The organism is Halomonas sp. GFAJ-1, from assembly GCF_000236625.2.
Taxonomy (GTDB): Bacteria; Pseudomonadota; Gammaproteobacteria; order Pseudomonadales; family Halomonadaceae; genus Vreelandella.
On sequence record NZ_AHBC01000048.1, the window covers coordinates 32,327 to 40,854 of the forward strand.

The 8,528-nt window shown below is 55.4% G+C and carries 6 protein-coding genes; 4 read left to right on the forward strand and 2 right to left on the reverse strand.

The window, feature by feature from the left end:
- Positions 1-29 precede the first annotated feature (29 nt).
- A complete protein-coding gene (gene mscK, locus MOY_RS13535) occupies positions 30-3,350 on the forward strand; it encodes a mechanosensitive channel MscK (protein WP_105208861.1) in 3,321 nt (1,106 codons plus the stop codon).
- Positions 3,351-3,374: 24 nt separating this feature from the next.
- Here mscK and MOY_RS13540 read toward each other — a convergent pair whose 3' ends face one another.
- On the reverse strand, positions 3,375-4,127 hold the full coding sequence (locus MOY_RS13540) for a TlyA family RNA methyltransferase (protein WP_009100742.1): 753 nt from the start codon (positions 4,125-4,127) through the stop codon (positions 3,375-3,377).
- A gap of 29 nt (positions 4,128-4,156) precedes the next feature.
- On the reverse strand, positions 4,157-6,199 hold the full coding sequence (locus MOY_RS13545; RefSeq protein ID WP_009100744.1) for a hypothetical protein: 2,043 nt from the start codon (positions 6,197-6,199) through the stop codon (positions 4,157-4,159).
- Positions 6,200-6,656: 457 nt separating this feature from the next.
- Here MOY_RS13545 and MOY_RS13550 point away from each other — a divergent pair, with 457 nt between their 5' ends.
- The 3 genes from MOY_RS13550 to MOY_RS13560 all read left to right on the forward strand — a co-directional run bounded on the left by MOY_RS13550 (position 6,657) and on the right by MOY_RS13560 (position 8,379).
- Entirely contained in the window at positions 6,657-6,986 is a 330-nt protein-coding gene (locus MOY_RS13550) for a DUF1820 family protein (RefSeq protein WP_009100748.1), read from the forward strand.
- An 84-nt stretch (positions 6,987-7,070) separates the two neighbouring features.
- Positions 7,071-7,706, forward strand: a complete 636-nt coding sequence (locus MOY_RS13555) for a TIGR04211 family SH3 domain-containing protein (RefSeq protein ID WP_009100749.1) — start codon at positions 7,071-7,073, stop codon at positions 7,704-7,706.
- A 40-nt stretch (positions 7,707-7,746) separates the two neighbouring features.
- Positions 7,747-8,379 carry a thiopurine S-methyltransferase gene (locus MOY_RS13560; RefSeq protein WP_009100751.1) on the forward strand — a complete coding sequence of 211 codons (633 nt, stop codon included), beginning with the start codon at positions 7,747-7,749 and terminating at the stop codon, positions 8,377-8,379.
- Positions 8,380-8,528: the final 149 nt, after the last annotated feature.

Sequence of the window (8,528 nt, forward strand, 5' to 3'; positions counted from 1 at the left end):
ATATAAGCGTGGTGAAATTCGCGGTAAAGATGGTTATAAAAACCGTTTGGGCATTAACGTTTATTATGGGTATCGGTGTCACTGCCGTATACGCGAATATTCCCAGCGGGGTGCCGCCCAAGGAGCAACTTTCTGAGCGTTTGGCCGACTTGGTGGCTCAGGAAAGCGAGTTAAACGCTCAGCAGCTTAGAGACAAAGAAGCCTTAGAGGCCGCGCTTCAGACCTATGAGCGCTTGAGCGCTGTTGATGAGCGTCTTAACGCCCTTGAGCAACGTATTGCGCAAGCGCCGGAGTTATTACTACGTTTAGAGCGAGAGTTAAACGAAGCAGAAGAGGAGAGCCTGCAGCTCTCGGTAGATAATCTAAGTGATATGCCGCTTGAAGCGCTGGAGGCTCAGCAGGCGCAGTCCGTGGTAGAGCTGCAGCAGTTGGAGAGCCAACTGGCTGATGTCAATTCCCAGCTGCTTGCCGCCCAAACGCTACCAGAACGTGCCCAACAATCAATTTCCGACGCATTGCAGCGCGCTGAGACCTTACGACGCGACTACGACGAACGGGAATCATTGCTTGAAGGTCGGCAGCTTTCCGCTCAGAACGATCCGCAGCTGATTCAGCTGCGCCTTGAGCGGGCTCTGGCAGAGCGCGAAGTAAACTTAAATCAGCGCGAGCTAAGTGCTAACAGTCGATTACGCGAGCTAGCCCAGCAGCGCCGTGATTTGCTGTCGTTGCAAATAGAGCATCAAGAGCAGCAGCTCAACTTGCTACGAGGCGTGATTGATCGCCAGCGGCGCCTGCAGTCTGAGCAGGCGATTGCCGATGCCGCCCGAGACGACCCGCTGATTGCTGAAGGTCACCCTGTGGTGCTGCGCGCCCAGCAAATTAACCAAGAGCTGAGTCTTGAACTCCTGCGTGCTACCGATCGCGCCAACGGCATAGTGCGAGAAAATATTGAAGCCCATCGACAGCTAGACCAAGTGCGTCAACTGCAGCGCAGCCTAAATGAACAGCTAGATGCGATTCGCGGCAGCCAACTGCTCTCACGCATCCTTCGCGAGCAGCGTCAGTCGTTGCCGACTATCGCTCCCCGGCGCGATTTACAGGACGAAATTGCAGACCTGCGCCTAAAGCAGTTTGATTTAATCCGCCAACGTGACCAGCTACGCCAAGGCGAGCGCCTAGCCACCCAGCGGCTGCAAGAAGCGGGGGTCGAGGTTACACCGGGCTTGGTTAACTCCCTCTCACGGCTGTATCAATCCCGTCGCGAGCTGGTAGAACAGCTTGAACAGTCTTATGGCAGCTTGTTAAGTGCCGCCATCGAATTGCAGCTCAATCAGCAGCAGTTACTAATGACCACGCGTAGCTTACGCGCCACGATTGATGAGCAGTTGTTCTGGGTCGCCAATAGCCGCCCGTTAGATTTGAATTGGCTGCGTCAGTTGCCTAACAATGTCCGTGCTGAATGGCGGGAGGGCGAATGGCGCGCTATTTTGCCGAACCGGTGGGAGGGGCTTTCTTGGCAAATGCTTGGCGGAGCGCCGCTGGTGTTGATTGGCCTGCTACTCGTCGGCTTGCGTCGTCGCATTAAAACCCGACTAGCGCTTATCCACTCGCAAATTGGGCGATTAAAAAGCGATACCCAGCTCCATACGCCTAAAGCGGTGCTGCTCAATGCCTTGCTGGCCATCCCTGGCCCTCTGGCGTTAGCGGGCATCGGCGTTGGGCTGCAGGCGGGGCAAGGCGCGTTGGCAAATAGTGTGGCGCCAGCGCTGTTGCAGCTAGGCTTAAGCTGGGGCGTAGTAGCTCTTGGGCGTAGATTGCTCATACCTGACGGAGTAGCCGAGCGGCACTTTACCTGGTCTCCCGGCTATAACGCACGGCTGCGTAAGTTGCTTGGCGGATTAGGTGTTGCGCTGGCCCCTGTGGTGGCTATTGCCGCCATGTCAGAACAGATGGAAACACCCCTGGCGCTGCGACCAGTGGCCATGGGGTTATTCTCTATGGGGCTACTCGCCATGAGCTGGTGGCTGGGGCAATTGATCTTATCCCATGTACCATTTTTTGGCGTAAGGCTCTTTCGTTTGATACTCGGGTTAACGATGGCCTCGGTGCCGCTAATGCTGCTGGGCTTAGTCGCCTGGGGGTACGAGTATACTGCGCTGCGCCTAGTCGGGCGCTTTGCCAGTACGCTCTACCTCTTAGGGCTATGGGTAGTGGTTGAAGCTACCGTCGTGCGTAGCTTGGCAGTGGCGGCGCGCAGGCTTGCGTATCGTCGCGCGTTGGCCCGGCGCCGCGCCATGGTGCAAGAAGGTGCTGAAGGCGGGCTGGAGGTTGTGGAGGAGCCGCCGCTGGATATGGAGAAGATCAATACCCAGTCGCTGCGGCTCTCTAAACTTATCTTGTTAATTGGGTTCAGCGCGCTGCTGTATTTGGTGTGGGCGGATCTGCTCACGGTGTTGGGCTATCTAGATCACGTAGCGCTATGGGATGCCCAGGAGGGCGACTTAGTTGGCGATACGCTATCGATTTCGGATGTGTTCGCCGCGCTGCTTGTTATTGCGCTAACGTTTATTATGGCTAGTAACCTACCTGGCTTGCTAGAAGTGATGGTGCTTTCGCGCCTAGCGCTCAAGCAGGGCAGTGCCTATGCGATTAGCTCGCTGCTTTCCTACACCATCGTCGGTACGGGGGTCGTGATGGCCCTGGCCACGCTGGGCGTTTCCTGGGATAAGTTGCAGTGGCTGGTGGCGGCGCTGAGTGTCGGCTTGGGCTTTGGTTTGCAGGAGATCTTTGCCAACTTTATTTCCGGCCTGATTATCCTGTTTGAGCGCCCCATACGGATTGGTGACACGATTACCATTGGCAACCTTCATGGCACCGTTAGCCGAATACGCATTCGTGCCACTACGGTCACCGACTTTGATCGCAAAGAGATTATTATTCCTAATAAAACCTTTGTCACCGATCAGCTTATCAACTGGTCGCTGTCGGATAACGTTACCCGCGTGGTACTCACTTATGGTGTCTCCCACGGGTCTGACTTGCCGTTAGTACATCAATTGCTGCGCCAAGCCGCCGATGAGAACGAGCGAGTACTAACAGACCCGGAGCCCCAAGTGTTCTGCCTAAGCTATGGGCAGCACAGTATGAACTTTGAACTGCGTATCTTTGTTAATGACTTGGTTGACCGGCTGTTTGCCGCCGATGAGGTTAACTGCCGGGTGGATGAGCTATTTCGGGAAGCGGGCGTGCGGATAGCCTTTGAGCAGATGGATGTGTGGCTGCACCCCGATGATGGGAAGACCATCAAAGTGCAGTCCGCCAAGCGGCTACCGCCCGCTAACTTAAGCTAATTAATCTCAAACTCAATACGTTGACTATCGCTTACTGGCGAACAGTAAAAACTCCCGATTACCGTCACTGCCGGTAATCGGGCTCTCTTGCCAATGGCTAACATGCAGCCCGCACTGTTCACAGGCGCCACGAATTTTCTGCTCTACCTCGGCATAGCGGCTGCGGTTGCGCACCACGCCGCGTTTATCTAACGCGCCGGGCTCCAGCTCAAACTGTGGCTTTACCAGCGAGAGAAGCTGGCCTGCCTGGGGCAGCAGTGCAGCAATCTCGGGTAAGATAAGGGTTTGCGAGATAAACGAGACATCCATGACGGCAAGGTCAATGGGGTGCTCTGTGAGCGCCTGCAGAAGGGCTTTCGAGGTGCTCATTTGGCGGGCGTTTAAACCTTCCAGGCAAGCTACCCTTGGGTCGGCACGCAGCGTGTCTGCCAACTGGCCGTGGCCCACCTCAACGCCCACTACATGCTGGGCACCAAACGACAACGCGCAGTCGGTAAAGCCGCCCGTGGACTGGCCAATATCCAGCACGCCTCGCCCATCCAGGCGCATCTCAAGTGCCTTAAGGATACCTTCCAGCTTTAAACCCGCCCGGGAAACATAGCGCTCCTCCGGATCATCTTCTACCTGTAACGGGATATCGGCGGGCCACTTTTCCGAAGGTTTGATAAGCGCGCGCCCATCGGCAAGGTGAACGCGTCCATTACGGATCAGCCGTTGGGCGCGGGTACGTGAGTTGGCCAGCCCTTGGCTGACCAACAATTGATCGAGTCGAATCATGGGGTCTATGGGGTTATTAATGGCAGCTATTAGGGCCCTTCTGGCGGCGTGTTGGGGCCTTCGTTTGCCTGAAGTTCGGTAGGCGGCAGTCGAGCAGCCCCCCAGCTACGGTGAAGATAGCCTTTAACGCTTTCAAGCTCCTCATGCGATACTTTGGCAAGCTCGCCCCGTTCCAGTGGGTCGTAGTGGTAAATATACAGCCGGGAGGTGAACTGGTCGAAGGGCAGTGAAGCTTCGCCAAACCGTTCGCCGTTACCGGAGGTGCCGACTTTTACGTCGTCGCCCCAGTTTTGCCCGCTATCGTTATTGGGGTTATAGAAGTAGATACGCATGACGTCATTTGGGTCGAGTGACGCGCGTAAAATCGTAATCGCATGCCAGCCAATAAAGCGGGCGGCACTGTCGGTCACCGCAATGCCAGCCGGCTGCGGGTGAATAAGCGGTTGATTACCATTGTAGTAAGGGTGGTAGCTTGCGTAGAAGTGGCGCACAAAGTCATCCACATTACAGAGTTGACCTGTTGCAACGTCGACATTGATGCTAAAGCCACGACCAGACCACCATCCGTGAAACTCGGGATTTACCCAGCGGTGGGGGTCGCCTTCACGGCCAATACAGCGCCTGCCCATTTCGGCATAAATACGGTCTAGGTGGGGCACAACAATCAGCGAGACTGGATCTAGATCCATAGGCAACTCGGCGGCAACGCCCAGCGCGCTTTCCATGGAAGAGATAGGTTGGCCTTCGAAATGCATGATAATTTCGTCGTCACGTGCCGCCCAGGTCACCATTTGCAGCAGGTAGTCGGGGTCGTTATAGGCCCACATGGAAAGTGCCCGAGCCGACTGGCATGTGGGATTGTTGCCTTGGCCAACGCCTAGCGGAAGCCCCAGCATACAGAGTACGCCTTCAATTAAGCGTGCCCGCGGAGACGCATAATCGCCGTAGGCAATGGTAAGCCGCGCCTCTGACCACTCAGACAGCTGCAGATTAAGTTGGCGCCACATGGCGGGTGCTACCGGAGCTTGATAAAGAATACCTCGCTCAAGTAGCAGTGCTAGGCCATAAACTGCCTGGGCGGTAGCTGGATAAACGCCGCTACGAATTAGCGCGTGTACCAGCTCGCGATAGCACAACAGGCAGTCACGGCCGGTGGCTGATAGCCCTAATGCCTCGGAGAGCAGGTGGTCGCCTTCTTCCAGCAAATAGCGCATCAGCACGGCATGGTAGGGTGATACTAGCCCCGTATCGTGCATGGCACGGGCGAAGCCGGTGGATTCCGCTTGCAATGCAGCGCTGTCCATCCGCTCCAATCGTTCTCGGTAAAGCGCAACGCCTGGATCCTCTCGGCAGGCTTGGGTCGGCCCGTAAAGCGAGCTGACCAGCCTGTCGGCGCCTTGGCCGCTTGAGCCCAGGTCTATCTCTGGGTTGGCTTGGCACAAGGCGATTTGGGTAATCATCTGCTTAATGGCATCGACCTGAATCGGACGCTGCTTAAGGATTCGCCAGATTTCATCAATTAGCTGGTCAATAACATGTTCGTAGCCAATACGCTCAGCCAAGTGCTGGAAGAGCTGGCGGGGGATATTAGCTAACCGACCCTGGGTTTCACGTTCTGCTTCACTTGGTGCGTTGAACAGCAGCCACAGGTTAATGGCCATCACTTGGGTTAAATAGTGATGAGCATGCTCCTGGGAGACCAGCGAATGCAGATAATCGCCCTTAGCAACGGCCAGAAGTCGCAGTTCGCTCAATGCTTCGATCACAACGACATTTGCATCGGCACTTTTCAGCGCAAAGGGGGTAAGCGTAGGGATTAAATACTGGGGAGTTGCCCAATCAGACCCTTCAAATACCCCGGCGGATTCAAAATCCGCCGCGCGTGCCTCAAGGGCGGCGCAGCCGCCGTCTTCCATCAAGGCACGTCGCGCGGCATCCATTACCCGGGGGAGTTTCGCTACTTTGGAGGCATCAGGCGCCTGCAAAAGCAGGCGCACCGCGTCATCAAAGTTGCTCAAGAGATCGTTGAGCTTGGCATCTTCAGGTGAAGAGGCCTCTTGGTGGTTCGTCACATAGACTCCTTACCCTTGCTATAGCGGGGATTATACATAGAAGTCGAGATCCTCTGGGCGTTTTAAATAGATCAAGCCTCCAATGCGGCGGTGTGGGTAAACGCCAAAGCAACTTGCAGAACCCTCTGTCCCCCTCAGGCCTCTTTCGGAAAGAAGGTGTGCACTTGTTTCTGTGTACTTTACGGGTTAAGAGCAATCATTGATGCTTGATAAGCGTTAAAACCGTAAACGCGCTCCATTAATTCAAAGTTTTTAAAGCCTGGCGGCCAGTAAGTAACTTCACCAAAGTACATCTCACCATACACGAAGGGCGCTACCACCGGCTAATCACTTCCCTTTGAGGCTGATAAACAATGAAAGCGCTGTTTTCGATGATGTCTGCTAAAGGCGCTACCCTGGAATATGATAGGCTAGGCGGGATAACGTTACCTTCAAGTGGCAAGAGGAATAGGCCAAGATGGCGGCCAAGCCGATTTACCGTGTAGTGGTTCACCAACAGGGTGAAATTTGGGATTTATATGTAAGAGAGATCTTTCAAAGCGAACTCTGGGGCTTTATTGAAGTCGAGGAGTTTGTCTTTGACGATGCATCGCGGGTAGTCGTTGATCCAGGAGCTGAAAAACTACAGCGAACCTTTGAGGGGGTGAAGCGAAGTTATCTGCCTCTCAATGCCATTGTGCGCATTGATGAAGTAGAGCGCGAAGGTCCTTTAAAGGCAGTAAAAAGCGATGCCCGTGTTGCGGAGTTTCCTCGTCCCTTTCCGTTGCCTCCCCGCGGAGAAGGGTAAGCGCCTAATACAAGCGCAAAGCTTAGCGGTACGTGCGGGTGACTTCGTCGGCCACCGCCCGTTTTACGATCAGGACATGACGTCATGCCAGTAGAAAAATTTCGTTTGAGTTGTTATGCCGCTGCCGTAGGTGTGTTGTTAAGCGTTAGCGGCACCTCAGCGTTTGCCCAGTCTGATAGTCAGGCCTGGGTCAGCGATGAGTTAAACACCTATGTACGCAGCGGCCCCACTGATGGTTACCGCATCGTGGGAACGCTGAATGCTGGTGAGCAGGTAGAAGCGCTTGAAACCAGCGGTAATTACACCCGCGTGCGCAGTAGCAGCGGCGATACGGTGTGGGTGTTAAGCAGCGAGTTACAGCAAACCCCCAGCGCCCGTGAACAGCTGCCGGTGCTTGAGAGCCAAGTGGGTGAGCTGACCGAAGAGCTGGACAGTATTAACGCTACCTGGGAGCAGCGGGTTAGCTCCATGCGTGAAACCCTGGAAGTGCGTGAGCAGCGTATTGCCGAGCTAGAAGCACGCAACCGCGAGCTTGATAGCGCAGCAGAACAGTCTCGCCAGCAGGTGCGGGCACTCCAGGCGCGTTTAGATACCCAGGAAGAAGACCTGCTAATGCGCTACTTCATGTACGGCGGTGGTGTGGCGGGCGCTGGCCTACTGGTGGGGTTGATTGTTCCCCATTTGCCTCGCCGTCGTAAAAAGCGCGACCGCTGGTTTTAAACGAGCGCCTTAAACGAGGGCTTTGAACGAGGGTATAGCGATGGAAAACCCATGGCGACAGCGCTGGCAAGAGGGGCGTATCGGCTTTCACTTATCCGACACTCATCCGGCGTTGGCTCGCTATTGGTCAACGCTAGGGGTAACGCCCGGCGCCAAAGTGCTGGTGCCGCTATGTGGCAAAAGTCTAGATATGCGCTGGTTGGCTGAACAGGGGCATCCGGTGTTGGGTATTGAGCTAGCGCCGGAAGCAATTGAGCAGTTTTTTGCCCAGCGGAGCGCCGGAGTCTCCCGCTATACCCAGGCAGGCTTTGATGTGTCTCGTCAAGGTAGCGTTGAGCTGTGGTGCGGAGATTTCTTTCATCTGCATATCAAGCAGGCGGCGGAAGTGGGGGCGTTTTACGACCGCGCCTCGCTGATTGCTTTGCCACCGGCCACCCGCGAGCGCTATGCATTTCATCTAGCCCAGCTAGTTCCGCCTGGGGCTCAAGGTCTGCTCGTCAGCTTATCCCACGGGGATCAGGAGGCTGGGCCGCCCTTTAGCGTTCCCAGTAGAGAAGTTGAACGCTTGCTGGCGCCTAACTTTCAGGTCGAGCTGTTAGAAAACGGTGAGGCCGACGAGCGAGGGTGCAGTGAAAGCGTATGGGCATTAAAAAGGCGCGGTCCACACGTTTAGCAAAAATCCGCGTAAACCCTCGCCCGATTGAGGGCGGGGATACAAGCGGGCAGCGCGCTAGCGCTGCAGGGGTTGTAGTTTCGTATTTATCTGGCACTATACATTCATACAGTCAACGAGTTGAAGCCGTTGTGTTAACAGCCACCAAA

Coding starts and splice junctions, on each gene's coding strand:
- MOY_RS13540 (WP_009100742.1), bottom strand. CDS start 4,127: ATGATTCGACTCGATCAATTGTTGGTCAGCCAAGGGCTGGCCAACTCA.
- MOY_RS13550 (WP_009100748.1), top strand. CDS start 6,657: ATGGCGGCCAAGCCGATTTACCGTGTAGTGGTTCACCAACAGGGTGAA.
- mscK (WP_105208861.1), top strand. CDS start 30: ATGGTTATAAAAACCGTTTGGGCATTAACGTTTATTATGGGTATCGGT.
- MOY_RS13555 (WP_009100749.1), top strand. CDS start 7,071: ATGCCAGTAGAAAAATTTCGTTTGAGTTGTTATGCCGCTGCCGTAGGT.
- MOY_RS13560 (WP_009100751.1), top strand. CDS start 7,747: ATGGAAAACCCATGGCGACAGCGCTGGCAAGAGGGGCGTATCGGCTTT.